Raw genomic sequence first — 473 nt, 5'->3', positions numbered from 1 at the left:
GGGAGCCGCCTAAGGCGGGACAGATGACTGGGGTGAAGTCGTAACAAGGTAGCCGTAGGAGAACCTGCGGCTGGATCACCTCCTTTCTAAGGAATAAAACGGAACCTACACATCGAAGGAACTTTGTTTAGTTTTGAGAGGTTTACCTCTTAAAACTTTAACCTATAAGACGCTTATTTGGGCCTATAGCTCAGCTGGTTTAGAGCGCACGCCTGATAAGCGTGAGGTCGATGGTTCAAGTCCATTTAGGCCCATATGGGGAATTAGCTCAGCTGGGAGAGCACCTGCTTTGCAAGCAGGAGGTCATCGGTTCGATTCCGTTATTCTCCATTATCAACCGACAGGTTGATAGAGTTTGTACTTTGAAAACTAAATACTATCTAATTTCTTTATTAACAAAACAATAAACCGAGAACACCGCGTTATTTGAGTTTTAATTAACGAATTATAATCGCTAACTCAATTAATCAGAC

At 42.9% G+C, this 473-nt stretch carries 2 tRNA genes and 1 rRNA gene; all 3 read left to right on the top strand.

Annotation, left to right across the window (positions count from 1 at the left end):
* A 16S ribosomal RNA gene (locus tag H5S10_RS02835) occupies window positions 1-86 on the top strand; the annotation flags it as partial.
* 93 nt (window positions 87-179) lie between these two features.
* A tRNA-Ile gene (locus tag H5S10_RS02830) sits at window positions 180-254 on the top strand.
* A gap of 3 nt (window positions 255-257) precedes the next feature.
* A tRNA-Ala gene (locus H5S10_RS02825) sits at window positions 258-330 on the top strand.
* The last annotated feature ends 143 nt before the right edge of the window (window positions 331-473 follow it).

Origin of the sequence: Limosilactobacillus balticus (genome assembly GCF_014145615.1) — a bacterium.
Taxonomy (GTDB): domain Bacteria; phylum Bacillota; class Bacilli; order Lactobacillales; family Lactobacillaceae; genus Limosilactobacillus; species Limosilactobacillus balticus.
This window is presented reverse-complemented; position numbering and strand designations above follow the sequence as displayed.